The sequence below is a fragment of the Dyadobacter sp. CY327 genome (genome assembly GCF_021390415.1).
In the GTDB taxonomy this organism is placed as follows: domain Bacteria; phylum Bacteroidota; class Bacteroidia; order Cytophagales; family Spirosomataceae; genus Dyadobacter; species Dyadobacter chenhuakuii.
Map to the genome: position 1 here is coordinate 384,867 of NZ_JAJUXJ010000001.1, position 15,140 is coordinate 400,006.

Here is a 15,140-nt window from a genome sequence, read left to right on the forward strand (position 1 = left end):
ATGCTATAATGTTGCATTCATTCTCTCTACAACCATTTTCAAAAGCGGAATTTTGTTAGCAATAATATCCCAAACCAATTCAAGGTCAATACCAAAGTATTCATGAACTATGAAGTTTCGGAACGCAATCACTTTACGCCATTCTATTTCAGGATTTGTTAGTTTAAGTTCGTCAGACAAATGATTGGCCGCTTCGCCGATTATCTCCAATTGCCGTTCTATCGCAAAGCGCAGCATTGGATCATTGTAAAGGTCATCTTTTACTTTGCCCTCAATAAAAGTTTCAATGTAATGAATGGCCTCGATGATGTGAAAGAGTCGTGCTTTGTCAAACTCTTTCATAGATCAATTTCTTTTCCTGATCAATGTGAGGCTTGATGTGTGGCGAAAGACCATTGGAACTGACAAGGTCGACCGTTGTGCCCAGCAAAGTCGTGAGCTGCTCCTGCATGTCGAGAAAAGTAAAGAAATCGGCGCCTTTTTCGTAGTCAAGATCCACTAGAATGTCTACGTCACTTTCTTTGTTTTGTTCATTTTTTGCCGCAGAACCAAACAGATATGCTTTTTTAACGGGCTTATCTTTGAAGTAATTGGCGGCAATCTCTGCTATCTCTTTCATAACCTCAACATTTGGTGAAAGATAACAAATTTGAGAAAAGCGAACAGATTTTGCGTTGATTTTAATCAACGCAAACAGGATACTATTTCCCAAACGCTGCCTTCCCACTATCCAAAAACGCTGCAAAATTTGCAGGATTTAAATCGTAATTCTTTGGCTTAACCAGCAGATTTCCTTCGTGATCCACCAAACAGTAATGTGGCTGGGCGTTGTTGTTGTATTTTACGATTTGGAGGTCGGCGTTTTGGGCGCCGATGGTTTTTTTGACTTTGTTATCGTACTTGGAAGTGTACCAGGCGGACTCAGGCAATTCTGTCTTGTCATCCACGTAAAGTGCTACGATGACGTAATCGTCTCTAAGTCGTTGCTGTACAGCTGGATCTACCCAGACTCTCGCTTCCATTTCCCGGCAGTTTACGCAGCCGTGGCCAGTGAAATCTATAAAAACGGGCTTATTGACTTTCTTGGCGTAAGCTAAGGCATCTTTATAATCGAAGAAGCCTTCGAGTTCGTGCGGTAAGTGGAAAAGATCGGCGTATTTGCGGGTTTCACCGGGGGCAATCGTTGCGGCGACGCCTGCTGTTCTTTTGTTTAAATCAAAATCCAATGTCGATTGCGGCGGAAGGTAACCTGCCAATGCTTTCAATGGCGCGCCCCACATGCCGGGGATCATGTATACGACGAATGTGAAGGTGATAATGGATAAAAGCAATCTGGGTACACTCACTTTTTCAAGCGGGGAATCGTGAGGCGTTCTGATTTTGCCTAATAAATAGAAACCGAGCAATCCAAAAATCACGATCCAGAATGCGAGATAGATTTCGCGATCCAGCAAGCGCCAGTGGTAAACCTGATCGGCGATGCTTAAAAACTTCAATGCTAGTGCCAGTTCCAGGAAGCCCAAAACGACTTTTACAGTGTTCAGCCAGCCGCCGGATTTAGGCAGCGATTTGAGCCATTGGGGGAAAAGGGCGAATAGTGTGAACGGAATCGCAAATGCAGCGGAAAAAGATGCCATACCAATGATTGGTTTCACGACTTCGCCGCCCGCAGAAGCCACCAGCAAGCTCCCAACAATAGGACCTGTGCAGGAAAACGAAACGAGCACCAATGTGAACGCCATAAAGAAAACGCCCGCATATCCGCCCTGATCGGCTTTCTGATCCATTTTATTTACAAAACCACTTGGCAAAACGATCTCGAAAAGCCCTAAAAACGACAATCCGAAAACGAAGAAAATGGCAAAAAACAACAGGTTAGGAATCCAATGCGTGCTTAGGAAATTGGCAAATGCCGGACCATTCAAGCGCGAAACGACGGTTCCTATTAATGTATATATCAAAACGATGGAAATGCCATACAAGAGTGCCTTGAACTTCCCTTTTTCCTGATTGGTGAAATAACTCACCGTCATCGGGATGATCGGGAATACGCAGGGGGTAAGCAACGCGACCAATCCGGATAAAAATGCGGCTAAGGCGAAGCCCCAGAGCGAAGTATCTTTTTCAGGATCTTCTGCGGTTAATGCTTGCTCCACAGCGGTGTTGGCTTCCGGCGCTTCGGCAGTTGTTACAGTCGTATTCGGAGCTGTTTGTGAGGCCGAATCAACATTTGCAGTGGCTGCGGTGGCCTGGCTTGTGGAAGCAGCTGTTCCCGTTTCAGGTGCTGCGGCCCCGACGGTCGGCTGTGGGTCGCTCGTTGCGGCGCCTGCTACGACTTTGAGACCTTTAAATTCAAAATCATCATTGCCCGGAATGCAAAGCCCTGTTACGTGGCTGCAAGTCTGATATTCAGATGCCCCTTTGATGACCGGGTTATCTGCGAGTACTTTTATAGTTTGTTTAAAAACCCCTTTTCCTTCAAAATAGCGAACTTTTCCGCCCCAGACTTCCTCAAATTTCTCCTTGGGATTCTGCGGTTTCAGCTTGCCAACAACCTCAAATGTATTGTTCTTTTCAAAATTAAAAGTCGTCAGCATCGGACCCAGATCCGGATCGAAATCACTGGAATAAATGTACCAGTCCTTGTCCACAACAGCCGTGAAAATCAGATCGACAGTCTCGCCCTTTTTAACCTCTGGCTTTGAAAACGAATAAGTCCAATGTGCTTTTGCCTTTTGAAGCTGGGAAAAAACGGATTGCGAAAAAAATAGGCAAAGAACAAGGGAGATGAGAAGGCGGCGTTTCATAATGTTTTAATTCTGCTTTGCTTAGTCAACGTAATTTTGGCAAAAAAATTCATCAATTGAAATTACACTTCCAACGCTGTACGTTTCTGCTAACTTTGCGGCTCGAACACAGCATAAAAACCCACTACAATGTCCCAGACCCTTTATGTCGTAAAAATCGGCGGCAACGTAATCGACAACCCCGAAGCCTGCGCACGTTTCCTGAAAGACTTCGCCAAACTCGATGCTCCTAAAATCCTCGTCCACGGCGGCGGGAAAGTTGCCACGCAAATGGCAGCCAAATTGCAGATCGAAACGCAGATGGTGGAAGGTCGCAGGATTACAGATAAAGCTATGCTGGACGTTGTAACGATGGTTTACGGGGGATTGGTCAATAAAAATCTTGTTGCACAACTGCAAGCATTGAGCTGCAATGCCATCGGCCTCACCGGCGCTGACGGCGGCATCATACGTTCGGTCAAAAGACCGGTTAAAAGTATTGATTACGGCTTCGTTGGAGACATTGAAGCGGTTAATGCCAAGCAAGTGAATGCATTACTGGCCAGCGGTCTTATCCCGGTCATCGCCCCGCTCACTTACAGCTCGGAAGGGCTGCTGCTCAACACCAACGCCGACACCATGGCTTCCGCAACAGCCATCGCCATGGCCGGAATTTTCGAAGTAAACCTCATTTTCTGCTTCGAGAAAAAAGGCGTTTTATCTGACCCTGACGATGATAATGCAGTCATTTCTTCCCTCAACCCAGCCTCCTATGCCGATTATAAATCAACAGGCGTCATCAACAAAGGAATGATCCCCAAGCTAGACAGCGCATTTGAAGCATTAAACGACGGCGTGAAGCAAGTCACAATCTGCCACGCAGATGATTTGCTGGCAGCAACGAAGTCGGCAGCGGGAACGGTGATCAAGTTGGATGCCATTTCTTAAATTATTTTAAAATCAATTTTCTATTATTAAATTGCATGAGATAAACCCACTCATTACCATGCCGTTCCGAACAGGCCTTTTGTTTGTGCTTTTGTTGTTGTGTGATTTGTGCGCAGGCCAGGTTCCGGAGTTTTATAAGGATGTCCAGCCCATCATTCATGCCAATTGTGTGCCTTGTCACCGGACGGGCGAAGCGGCGCCGTTTGCTCTCATCACTTTTGAAGATGTTACCAAGCGTTCCAAGTTTATCAAACAGGTCGTAAGCTCGCGCTATATGCCGCCCTGGAAAGCGGACAATCACTATAATTCCTTTGCCAACGACCGCTCACTGAGCGATGAGGATATCAAGACAATTGTAGGCTGGATCGATGGCGGCACGCCGAAGGGAAAGCAAAACCTGAAAGCCGAGCAGGAGTTGCAGGCGCGGGTGAATGCCGGGACGGCTTATAAGCGTAAGCCAGACCTCACTTTAAAAATGAAGGAGCCATTTATGGTGAAAGGTGACGCAGCAGAGCGTTTTGTGATGTTCAAAATCCCTTTTGAACTTGGACAAGAGGCTAATGTGGAGGCCATTGAATTTACTTCCAATAATAAAAAACTCATTCACCACGCCAATTTTGCGATCCATCCGGTTGCAGATCCTGCCATTGATCTGAACAACACAGTCGATTTTGTGGACCTCAGCGGGCCTTCTGGCGATAAATATTATGAGTGGGTCAAATACAAAAAGGAAATGACTTACTATGGCGGCTGGATTCCCGGAACAACCGTTGAAACTTATCCCGAAGATATGGGTTGGATCATGCCAAAACGCGGCGTCGTGCTGGTAACTGTACATTTCGGACCGTCTTCTGTGGATGCCGAAAGCATCGATGGGGTGAATATTTTCTTCAAGAAAACGCCCATTAAGCGGAAGGTGAAAGTGATCAGCCTGGGTTCCGGCGGGATCGGGGAGAAGGACATTAGTCCGCCGTTCATGATTTTTGCAGATGAGGTCAAAAGTTTCCGTTTGCGGATTGCCAATAACCAGCCGGATGTTTCGTTGCTCTACGCCTGGCCGCATATGCATTATCTAGGTAAGGAGTTCAAAGCCTATGCGACCACGGCTGCGGGCGACACGGTGAAGCTGGTGCATGTGCCTGCGTGGGACTTTCGCTGGCAGGAAATTTACAAATATAAAAAGCCACTATTGCTGCCAAAAGGAGCCGTTGTGCACGTAGAAGGCACTTATGACAACACTGCGGCCAATCCTGCCAACCCGCATAGCCCTCCCGAACTGGTAATGTCCACGGGAAATATGCGGAGCGACCAGGAAATGATGACCTTGATTTTAATGTATGTGGAGCGCGAGGCCGGTGATGAAAATCTGGTTTTTAAATGGAATTAGGAGTGTTCATGAGTTAGCATATATCTGGTAACAGCATTACGAATGGGTAAACTTTACTTTCGTCTCATTTCCTTGTTTACCATTCTCGGCATCTCCTGGCCGGGCCACACACAAAGCCTCTTCACACTTTTGTCACCCAAAGACACAAAGGTCACTTTTATCAACAAGATCGAGGAGAATGATTCGCTGCACATTTTCCGCTATGAATATCTCTATAACGGCAATGGGATCGGCATAGGCGATTTCAATAATGATGGCGCGCCGGACCTTTTTGTTTCGGGAAATACAGTTGCTAACAAGTTGTATCTCAATAAATCCGCCGCCGGGAAAATCACATTTGAAGACATTTCCAAAAAGGCGAAAATAGAAGGCAACGGAACCTGGTCTACGGGCGTGAGCGTCGCGGATGTAAATGGCGATGGGCTGCTGGATATTTACGTTTGCCATTCCGGCTTCTTCCGCAAACTTTCCGACCGTAATAATGAGCTTTTTATCAATCAGGGCGTCAAAAACGGCGTTCCTGTTTTCAAGGAAATGGCGGTTGAGGCTGGTTTGAATGCCATTGGTTCGCAATCGACGCAAGCTGCTTTTTTTGATTATGACAAAGATGGTGACCTGGATATGTTCCTTTTGAACCACTCCAATCACACAGTTAATCCCTTCCTGAACACGCGCGCCATGCGTGCAACGCCGAATCCTTATTACGGAAACAGGCTTTTTGAGAACATTAGTGAGCCAGGAAAGCTGAAATTCAAAGACGTTACAAAAAACGCAGGCATCATTAACAATGCATTGAATTTCGGTCTGAGCGTGATTGTGGCCGACATGAACCAGGACGGCTGGCCGGACCTTTATACGACGAGCGATTACACGGAAGTGGATTGTTATTATTTCAACAACAAAAACGGAACATTCACGGAATCCCTGAAAAAGTCATTTACCCACGTCTCCAAATTTTCCATGGGCGCGGATGTGAGTGATTTTAACAACGATGGAAAACCCGATGTGCTCACATTAGACATGCTTCCGGAAGACAATCATCGCCAGAAGCTGCTCAAAGGTCCCGACGTTTACGACCAGTATCATTTGCTGCTCGACAGCGGTTATTACCACCAGAATATGCGTAATATGCTGCATTTAAACCAGGGCACGGATGCAGAAGGCAATGTCAGATTCAGTGAAATAGGGCAAATGGCGGGCGTCTCCAACACAGATTGGAGCTGGGCAGGGTTAATGGCCGACCTGGATAATGACGGCTGGAAGGATCTGCTCATTACCAATGGCTATCTCCGCGATTTCACGAATATGGATTTCCTGAAGTACACCGTTGCCGACGAGCAAATGAAGGAAGTAGGGAAGGGGAATTTGAATTTCAAGACATACAGTTTGGTCCAGAAGATGCCCTCCAACAAGCTGAAAAATTATCTTTTCCGCAACACAGCGGACGTTTCCAATCGATTCGCCTTTGAAGATGTTTCCAGAAAATGGGGCTTCAATGAGGATGCGGTTTCCAATGCAGCGGCTTATGTAGATTTTGATGGTGACGGCGACCTGGACATTGTGATCTCCAATGTGAACGAGCCCGTTTCGATCTATCAGAATAATAGTGATCAAAAAGGGCTGACGATTAAGCTTTCCGGGGCCGGGCAGAATACACGGGCTCTGGGAAGCAAGGTTTGGGTTTATGCCGGCGGGATTACGCAATATGCAGAGCTTTATTCGGTGCGGGGTTATCAGGCAACCGTGACTTCGGATTTGCATTTTGGTTTGGGTAAAGTTTCAAAGATCGATTCCCTGAAAGTGTTTTGGCCTACCGGAAAAATAACTATGCTGAGGGATCTGCCCGCCAAAGTTTTGACCCTAAAAGAATCGGATGCAAATGCAGAAGTGACAGATCAGGAAAAGACTATTTTGAAGACAGCATTGCAAAAAGTTAGTGCTCTAAGCATTGGTATTGACTTTATTCACAATGAAAATGAATTCGTGGATTTCAAAGTGGAGGTGCTACTGCCTTATCAATTGTCAAAATTTGGTCCTGCGCTTGCGAAAGCGGATGTAAACGGCGACGGTCTGGAAGATCTGTTCTTTGGCGGTGCTTCCAATCAGTTTGGCGTGTTATATCTGCAAAAACCGGACGGAAAGTTCGAAGGAGCAGCGGCCCAGCCATGGCGGCAGAATGCGGCTTGTGAGGAAGTGAATGCATTGTTTTTTGATGTGGATAAAGATGGGGATTCGGATTTATATGTTGTAAGCGGTGGCAATGAGTTCGAAGAACAGTCGCCGGAATACCGGGACCATTTGTATATCAATGATGGAAAGGGCAATTTCCATGAAGAAGTCCTGGCATTGCCGTCAATGAAAAATCCCAAGCAATGTGTTGTTCATTCAGACATTGACGGTGACGGTGATATGGACCTTTTTGTGGGCGGACGCGCCATTCCGGGCTCGTTTCCAATGGCTGCAAGAAGTTATGTTTTAAGAAATGACAGTCAGGGAAGCAATGTAAGGTTTACAGATGTCACTGCCGATTGGTCCAAAGACCTGCTAAATCCGGGCATGGTTACCGCTGCAGTTTTCAGTGATTTTGATAATGATAAAAAACCGGATCTGATGCTGGCAGGCGATTGGATGCCGATTATAGTATATAAAAACACAGGAAATACATTTACCGAAAAATCCCCGTCAGAGCTGCAAAACAGCGACGGCATGTGGGCCGCTATAACGCCCGTTGACCTTGATAATGACGGCGATATGGATTTCGTTTTAGGCAACGGTGGACTCAATAATCAATACAAAGCATCTGCGGAGCAGCCTGTAACGATTTATTATGATGATTTTGACAAAAATGGCGTCGTGGATCCCGTGTGCACTTATTTTATCGGTGACAAAAGTTACCCCATGTTTTCCCGCGACGAAATGCTGGATCAAATACCGGCTTTGAAGCGAAAATACACCAGCTATGCGCTCTATGCGGATGCAACATTAACGGATATATTCGGCGCAGAGGCCATTAGTAAAAGCAGCAAAGCCCACTGCAAACAATTGTCCAGCATTATCCTGGAAAACAAAGGCAACTTTCAATTCCAAAAACACGAACTGCCGCAGGAAGCACAGATCTCACGGGTAAGCGCAATCATTCCGATGGATATAAACAGCGATAAAAAGACTGATTTGCTGTTGGCAGGAAACTTTTCGCCCTATCGTGTTCAGCTGGGCCCTTGCGATGCGTCCGTAGGAGTGGCATTGCGACAAGTTGCGCCGTTTCAGTACGAAACCATAAACCCTGCACAATCCGGTTTCTGGGCGGGCGGTGAAATCCGGAATGGAACCGTAATAGGAAACACGCGTATAGTGCTGTCCGTTAATAATGGTGAGCCTGTGATCTTTGAACAAACCATAGAGAAATGAGGGGAAGATTCACTTTGCATTTGCTGCTGATATTGCTATTTGCGAATTATGGGGATAGCATTGCTGCCGTTGCAGGGCCCTCACCCAGGCTTTTGCACCGGGCTGAAAAAAACTTAACGCGTGTGATCGTATATGATATTTTTTCCCCTCCGGCCGCCAGCAGGATTTATTTGTATGCCAATGTTGCTGCTTATGAAACGCTTGCTATGCAGGATAAAAGCTATCGGACCATGCAGGGACAAATCCTCGGTTTTCCTGACATGAAAGGGTTAAAAAGTGAAAAGAAGGTCAACTATGAGCTTGCCGCTGTCTATGCGTTTTTCAAAACCGGGGGCAGACTGGTGTTTTCAGAGCATTTGCTAACCGACAGTATCCGCGTAATCCTGAATGACTTCCGGGAGAAAGATACATTGGTCTACAATAACTCCCTGCGACTCGGGCAGGCCGTGGCGGATAGCATATTAACCTGGTCTGCGAAAGACAATTATGCGATAACGAGGGCAAAGCGGCGGTACGCTTACAGTAAGCAAAAAGGCAAATGGACGCCAACGCCGCCCGGGTTCATTGACGCTGTGGAACCTTACTGGTCTCAGATCAGGCCGGTTAGCCTGGATTCTGCCGGGCAATTCAAACCCGTTCCGCCACCGGGATACAGCACAGATACGGGCAGCGTTTTTATGAAAGAGGTGCGGGAGGTTTACCATCTTACCCAAAAGTTAAGCAAAGAAGAGGTGTTGATTGCCAGCTTTTGGGACTGTAATCCATTTTATCTTAATACACAAGGCCATCTTAATTTTGCAACCAAAAAGCTCTCACCCGGCGGTCATTGGATATCCATTGCAGGACAGGCTACGGAAAGTAAAGGCAAAAACTGGCAGGAAACAGCTGCCATTTATGTTCTGACTTCCATGGCGTTATTCGACGGATTTATCAGTTGCTGGGATGAAAAATACAGGAGCCAGTTTATCCGGCCCGAAACTGTCATTAATGCTTATATAGACGAAAAATGGCGTCCTATGCTCCAAACACCGCCTTTCCCGGAATATACCAGCGGGCATAGCGTCATTTCTGCCGCGGCAGCAGTCGTGTTAACCGACCTTCTGGGAGAAGATTTTTCATTCAATGACCATACAGAAACTGACTATGGGCTGCCGGTCCGCACTTTCAGGTCATTTAATGCGGCAGCGGCCGAGGCGGGGATCAGCCGGTTGTATGGCGGGATACATTACCGGTCTTCCATCACCAATGGCCAGCACCAGGGAGAGCTGGTAGGCCGTCATTTGCTGTCGAAAATAAAGGTCAAATAGTCGATCGGCCAAACACTCTACTTACTTTGTATGCTTATTATTAATATTTTTTAATAAATGTTATGTTTTTGTTAATATTTATATTTATTTTGATCCATCAATACTTATGCTGTTAACGAATAGGCTATTCAACTTTGAAAATCTTTTTAGGGCAGGGCATACGTATGGGAATCAAGCCACCTTTATTTAACCACTAAAGTTTACTATGAGACAAAAGTTTACGACTTTAACCCGTCTGGTAACCTTGCTTCTCCTGCTTATAGGGAGCACATGGAGCATGGCCCAGGACAGAAAAACCGTTAATGGAACGGTGCTGGACAAGGATCAAAATCCGTTGCCTGGTGCTTCCTACCTAGTGAAAGGAACGAATACCGGAGGCGCAACAGATGCGAACGGAAAATTTACAGTCAGTGTGCCTTCAAGTTCATCCGTACTTGTAATTTCATCAATCGGCTTTGTAAGCAAGGAAGTTCCGGTTGGCAATGCAAGCCAACTGACAATAAACCTTGAAGAAGACAACAAAACGCTGGACGAATTTGTGGTTACAGGTTTCGGTATGTCTACGGAAGCGAGAAAGCTTGCTTACTCCGTGCAATCTGTGCAAGGAAACGACATTACCAGGACGGCTAATGCGAACATGGTAAACGCCCTTCAGGGCAAAGTGGCAGGGGTGATGATCAACCAGGGAACAGGTGGTCCAATGTCCTCTTCGCGTATCCGTATCCGTGGTAATGCTTCTTTAAGCCCTAATACACAGCCACTTTTCGTTGTGGACGGTGTGCTTATCCGCCCTGGAACGTCAGGAGCTGACTCTTGGGGAGCTAATCAGGATTTTGGTAACATTATGAAAAACATCAACCCGGACAACATTGAGTCTATGACGGTGTTGAAAGGTTCTGCTGCCAGTTCGCTTTACGGTTCTGAGGCTTTGAATGGTGTTGTTGTTGTGCAAACCAAAAAAGGACGTCAGGATAAAGGTTTGGGTGTTACTTACAACCATACTTCTACATTTGAAACAGCGTACAAGTTTTTGGATCTGCAAAATGAATATGGAGCAGGTTTAAATCCGACATTTGCAAAGGGTGCTGACGGTGTTTCGGAAGTTGACCGTGCTAACTACAACTTTTCTTACGGACCCAAATTTGAAGGTCAGCAAGTTCGCGACCTGGATGGCCGTATGGTGGAGTGGAAAGCCAATGACCCTTTAAGCTTTTTCCAGACTGGAAAATACATCAACCATAACCTTGCTATCGAAGGTGGTAACGAACGCAGCTCATTCCGTGCATCGTTCTCTACTTTGAAAAACACTTCGATCATGGTTGCTGGAACAGAGTTGAAAAGAAATAACTTCAACATCCGCGGAACACAAAAAATTGGAAAGATCTTGAATTTGGACGTAAGTGCAGATTACACGGACAATGACATGGTGAACCCGATCCGTCAAGGTGGAACATATAACCCGGTTTTCCGTTTTGTATATGGTCGTCCACGTAACGTAGATATCGATTACTGGAAAAACAATTATCTTGATCCTGTTGCCGGTGGCCGTCGTCAAGGAACAGCTGATCCTTATGGAATGTCACAATTTATGTTTGAAACCTTCCAGTTCAAGCAATTCCGTAATGAGAAGGTTTTCAGAGGGAACATTGATTTGAGCGGAACAATTACAGATTGGCTGAGCTTCCTGGTTCGTGGTAACGTTCAGAATGAGCTTTATACTGGAAATAATCAAAACAGAGGAGATGGTGTAAACTTTGCAGGAGGTGAATACCGTGAGTATTCTGAAAACAAAAGCCAAACCCGTTTTCAAGGATTGATAACCGCAACAAAGCAAATTGGAGAAGACTTCAATTTTAGTTTGTCCGTGGGTGGAGAAACAAACCGTTTAATTGGTGGTCGCAAGTTTGACTATAAAACTGATGGCGGACTTCGTGTCCCTGATGTTTTCTCATTGTCAAACAGTATCAATGTTTTGAAGCAAGAAAGCATTGCACTTACACCTTCAAAAAGGATTGATGCGCTTTATGCTTATGGTGATGTGACTTACAAGGACGCGTTAACATTGAGCGCCAGCTATCGTACAGACTGGTCTTCGACATTGACTTATGCAAACGGAAGCGGTGACTATATTTATTCTTACCCATCTGTTGGTCTTTCCTGGATGGCGACTGAGTCATTGAAAAATCTCCCATCATGGCTTTCTTTCGGTAAATTAAGAGCCAGCCTTGGTTACACAGGTGGTGACACGGATGCATGGTCTACCAACCAGACAGGTGTTTACGAGCCAAAATCTCCTTATCTGCAAGCTGACGGATCAACTGTAAACTGGTCGGGTTACCGGGACAACACACTTCCTAACTACGCTTTGAAAAACCGTTTGGCAAGAGAAGTTGAATTTGGAGCTGACATTCGTTTCTTCAACAACCGTTTGGGAATTGATGCGACGGTATATAATAAAATCACCAAGAACGAAATTCTCAGTTTGACAACAACTTCTGAATCTGGGGTTGATAAGAGAATTGTGAACGCAGGTAGAATCCAGAACAAAGGGATTGAAATTTTATTGACTGCTACGCCAATCAAGAAGGCTAACTTTGAATGGAATACAAGCATTAACTTCTCGCGCAACCGTAATAAAGTACTTGAACTGGTTCAGGGAACTGATACTTATGAGTTGAACCTTGGTTTTGGTGCTGATATCAAATCAGTTGCAAGAGTTGGTAAAGATTACGGAACGCTGATTACAGGATACGGTTTTGCAACTTACACATCGGACGATGCAAACAATCCTGCAAACGGACAAAAAGTAATCGGATCAATCGATGGTGAAGGTGGAATCGGTTATGTACGTAACGGTTCTTACGGATCTAAGGCGGATAAAGAATTGGGAACAGTAATGGAGAAATTCCTTGCCAGCAATGTGAACACAATCCGTTATAAAAACTTTACTGCAACAGTTCAGGCTGATGCTAAGATTGGAGGGCTTATGTCATCTGGTACGCATCAGTACGGTTCTTCTTATGGCGCATTCAAATTTACGCTGCCAGGGCGTAATACGGAACTGGGCGGTGTAACGTTTACAGATGCGGAAGGAAATGTTAGAAATGACGGTATCATTCCACAAGGTGTGCTTGCTAATGGTTTCCAGGTTGTAGTTGATGGTGCGCCGAAGGATTTGGGCGGTATGAGCTATGCAGATGCTGTTGAAGCTGGTTATGTTAAGCCAATTCCTGCTTACGCTTACTATTTGAACCTTACACAATGGTCATCCGGTATCCGTGAATACTCAACCTTCGAAAACTCATGGGTTTCACTTCGCGAAGTGTCGGTCGGATACAATGTTCCGGCATCAGTGCTTGGTAAAGCCAAGATTCAATCGCTGCGTGTGAGCCTTGTAGGTCGGAACTTGGGCTACTTGTACAAAACTGCCAAAGACGGTATTAATCCAGAAGGTTTATACAGTAACAAAGCAGGTGAGTTCATGGAATATGGTGGTCTGCCTTTCTCGCGTAACCTTGGTGTATCAGTTAGTGTAGGATTGTAATCCTGATTTGTTACAACCCATTCAAATTAAACATTGTTATGAAATTGATAAAAAGTAAAATATTGTTACTTGCCGCATTAGGATTCCTCTCCTCGTGCGAAAAGGAAGCATTCGTGGATATCAATAAAAATCCCGATGCCCTTACTGAAATACCGCCTCAGAATCAGTTCTTGCAAGCAACCAATGGCATCCACAGTCAGGATTTCGAAGCATATTATGACAATTACCGTCGGATTATGCCCTGGATGCAGTACAATACACCGGTAACTGGTAACCAAGGTTCGTTTACGCAGAATTACAGCAACTTTGCAAACCGTTACGGACGTCTTTACAACGGAATCGGTGACAGGCTGTATGATGTAGAGCAACTTGTTTTGAAGCTTGATGCAGCTGAACAGCCTCGCTACGATCAAATGATCCAGATTTCCCGAATCCTGAGGGCCTATTATGCTTTCTACGTATCAGACATTTATGGAAGCATTCCTTATTCTGAGGCTTTCCAGGGACGTTATGGCGGAACATTACAGCCGAAATATGACACGCAGCAAGAGCTTTTTGCAAAGCTGGACGGTGAAATTAAAGCAGCAGTAACTGCGTTGAAAGCAACTCCGGCTGCTCCCCAATATTCGTTGGGAAACTATGATCAATATTACAGAGGCGATCCTTTGAAATGGATTAAAGCAGCAAACGCATTGCGTTTGAGAATGGCTTTACGCGTTCAAAAGGCGGATGCAGCTGCAGGAAACGCAATTATCACAGATGTTTTGGCGCAGCCTGCAACAGACATGATGAGCAGCAACGCAGATGCATGGATCTTTATCGGAAATGCTACGTTCACAGGGCCAGCCGATGGTGGTAACTGGAATACGGAAGGGCTCCGTGCTCCTAAGCCAATGGTTGATTTTATGTGGACAAAAATGGATCCACGTATTGATGCGTTTTTCACGCCAAACCAATACTCTCAGGCGAACATTGACTTGCTTATTGCTGACAAAAAACTGCCTGCCGGAACAAAAGAAGGCAGACGTTATGTGGGAAGCTTTACAAGCCCTGACGATGCCAGAACAACAGCAAATGTTCAGAGATATTACACGCCGAAGCTAATCAGCTCCAACAAGCAAACAGTTGATACATTATCTCTAATTCAGCCTCGTTTATTTAATACGGGAAGGGCTGATGCCGCAGGAAATGCTGGAACGGGACAATCTTATCTGCCAGTAATCACTTACGCTGAGTATTGCTTCATGCGTGCTGAAATCGCTCTAAAAACAACAGGTGCGGCAGCTGCCAAAACCTGGTACGAAGCAGGTGTGAAAAGCTCATTGGATTGGTATAATGAAGTAGGTCAAAAATCACAATTGACTAACTACACGCCGACAACAGCAGCTGAAATCACTGCTTACATGGCACAACCAGATATCGCTTTCAATCCTGCAAAAGCAATGGATCAGATCGGTAGCCAGAGCTATTTAAACTTTATGAAGCAGCCGCAGGAAGGCTGGGCATTGTACAAACGTACAGGTTACCCAAATCCAACCTCAGTTGTTCCTTTGCCAAGAGTAACTTATTTGAACGTGCCTTTGACAGTCCCACGTCGTGCGCCAATTACATTGCCTTCACAGTCTGACCCTAACTACGCAAACAAAAAAGCAGCTTACGACGCTATGGCAGCCATGCCAGGCTTCGGTGACCTGACTAGCGCAGCAGGACGTGTTTGGTGGGATAAGCCTTGATTTTTATATTTAGTTATAATTGAAAAA

General features: G+C 45.5%; 9 protein-coding genes. 6 read left to right on the top strand and 3 right to left on the bottom strand.

Going from position 1 to position 15,140, the window contains the following annotated elements; genetic code table 11:
- Positions 1-3 precede the first annotated feature (3 nt).
- From LZG74_RS01740 to LZG74_RS01750, 3 genes are all read right to left on the bottom strand, one after another.
- Positions 4-342, bottom strand: coding sequence for a DUF86 domain-containing protein (locus LZG74_RS01740; RefSeq protein WP_233794928.1), 339 nt, complete (start codon positions 340-342; stop codon positions 4-6).
- On the bottom strand, positions 329-619 hold the full coding sequence (locus LZG74_RS01745; RefSeq protein ID WP_233794929.1) for a nucleotidyltransferase family protein: 291 nt from the start codon (positions 617-619) through the stop codon (positions 329-331). The genes LZG74_RS01740 and LZG74_RS01745 overlap by 14 nt, the downstream gene beginning before the upstream one ends.
- Positions 620-701: 82 nt before the next feature.
- The gene (locus tag LZG74_RS01750; protein WP_233794930.1) at positions 702-2,807 is read right to left on the bottom strand and encodes a cytochrome c biogenesis protein CcdA; all 2,106 of its coding nucleotides are present in this window, start codon (positions 2,805-2,807) and stop codon (positions 702-704) included.
- Between the two features lie 129 nt (positions 2,808-2,936).
- Here LZG74_RS01750 and argB point away from each other — a divergent pair, with 129 nt between their 5' ends.
- From argB to LZG74_RS01780, 6 genes are all read left to right on the top strand, one after another.
- Positions 2,937-3,734: an acetylglutamate kinase gene (gene argB / locus LZG74_RS01755; protein WP_233794931.1), complete on the top strand. Its 798-nt coding sequence runs from the start codon at positions 2,937-2,939 to the stop codon at positions 3,732-3,734.
- A gap of 58 nt (positions 3,735-3,792) precedes the next feature.
- Entirely contained in the window at positions 3,793-5,121 is a 1,329-nt protein-coding gene (locus LZG74_RS01760; protein ID WP_233794932.1) for a cytochrome c, read from the top strand.
- Between the two features lie 42 nt (positions 5,122-5,163).
- Positions 5,164-8,529 carry a VCBS repeat-containing protein gene (locus LZG74_RS01765; protein ID WP_233794933.1) on the top strand — a complete coding sequence of 1,122 codons (3,366 nt, stop codon included), beginning with the start codon at positions 5,164-5,166 and terminating at the stop codon, positions 8,527-8,529.
- Positions 8,526-9,836 (top strand): vanadium-dependent haloperoxidase, encoded by a 1,311-nt coding sequence (locus tag LZG74_RS01770; protein ID WP_233794934.1) that lies wholly within the window; start codon positions 8,526-8,528, stop codon positions 9,834-9,836. Before LZG74_RS01765 ends, LZG74_RS01770 begins: the two co-directional genes overlap by 4 nt.
- Before the next feature lie 205 nt (positions 9,837-10,041).
- Positions 10,042-13,380 carry a SusC/RagA family TonB-linked outer membrane protein gene (locus tag LZG74_RS01775; RefSeq protein ID WP_233794935.1) on the top strand — a complete coding sequence of 1,113 codons (3,339 nt, stop codon included), beginning with the start codon at positions 10,042-10,044 and terminating at the stop codon, positions 13,378-13,380.
- A 38-nt stretch (positions 13,381-13,418) separates the two neighbouring features.
- The gene (locus tag LZG74_RS01780; RefSeq protein WP_233794936.1) at positions 13,419-15,113 is read left to right on the top strand and encodes a SusD/RagB family nutrient-binding outer membrane lipoprotein; all 1,695 of its coding nucleotides are present in this window, start codon (positions 13,419-13,421) and stop codon (positions 15,111-15,113) included.
- Positions 15,114-15,140 lie beyond the last annotated feature (27 nt).

What these genes read in the sequence shown, in the direction of transcription:
- LZG74_RS01740 (WP_233794928.1), bottom strand. Translation starts at nt 342, where the DNA reads ATGAAAGAGTTTGACAAAGCACGACTCTTTCACATCATCGAGGCCATT.
- LZG74_RS01745 (WP_233794929.1), bottom strand. Translation starts at nt 619, where the DNA reads ATGAAAGAGATAGCAGAGATTGCCGCCAATTACTTCAAAGATAAGCCC.
- LZG74_RS01750 (WP_233794930.1), bottom strand. Translation starts at nt 2,807, where the DNA reads ATGAAACGCCGCCTTCTCATCTCCCTTGTTCTTTGCCTATTTTTTTCG.
- argB (WP_233794931.1), top strand. Translation starts at nt 2,937, where the DNA reads ATGTCCCAGACCCTTTATGTCGTAAAAATCGGCGGCAACGTAATCGAC.
- LZG74_RS01760 (WP_233794932.1), top strand. Translation starts at nt 3,793, where the DNA reads ATGCCGTTCCGAACAGGCCTTTTGTTTGTGCTTTTGTTGTTGTGTGAT.
- LZG74_RS01765 (WP_233794933.1), top strand. Translation starts at nt 5,164, where the DNA reads ATGGGTAAACTTTACTTTCGTCTCATTTCCTTGTTTACCATTCTCGGC.
- LZG74_RS01770 (WP_233794934.1), top strand. Translation starts at nt 8,526, where the DNA reads ATGAGGGGAAGATTCACTTTGCATTTGCTGCTGATATTGCTATTTGCG.
- LZG74_RS01775 (WP_233794935.1), top strand. Translation starts at nt 10,042, where the DNA reads ATGAGACAAAAGTTTACGACTTTAACCCGTCTGGTAACCTTGCTTCTC.
- LZG74_RS01780 (WP_233794936.1), top strand. Translation starts at nt 13,419, where the DNA reads ATGAAATTGATAAAAAGTAAAATATTGTTACTTGCCGCATTAGGATTC.